Genomic DNA, 211 nt, shown 5'->3' on the forward strand with positions numbered 1-211 from the left:
TCCAGGCTGGAAAAGCGGCTGACTGCCTTAGAACCCCTGAAAAAACAGGAGGAGCGCAGGATATCCTACGGCAGGCTGGCAAAAGCCCGCTGTTATCTGGACTGGATTTTCCCTGCCCTTGCAAGGCACCGCTGTATGGATGAGGTGTACCTCTCCTATGAGAAACGCCCCTATGTTTTAAATCCGCTCCACGATGACGAGGCCGGTTTCC

Annotated in this window: 1 protein-coding gene; it reads left to right on the forward strand. The window is 54.5% G+C overall.

Annotation, left to right across the window (positions count from 1 at the left end; all coding sequences use genetic code 11):
* Positions 1-211: hypothetical protein (locus tag HJV72_RS19470; RefSeq protein WP_208073533.1), on the forward strand; the 211-nt coding region annotated here is incomplete at both ends.

Source organism: Extibacter sp. GGCC_0201 (assembly GCF_017566055.1).
Classification (GTDB): Bacteria; Bacillota; Clostridia; order Lachnospirales; family Lachnospiraceae; genus Extibacter.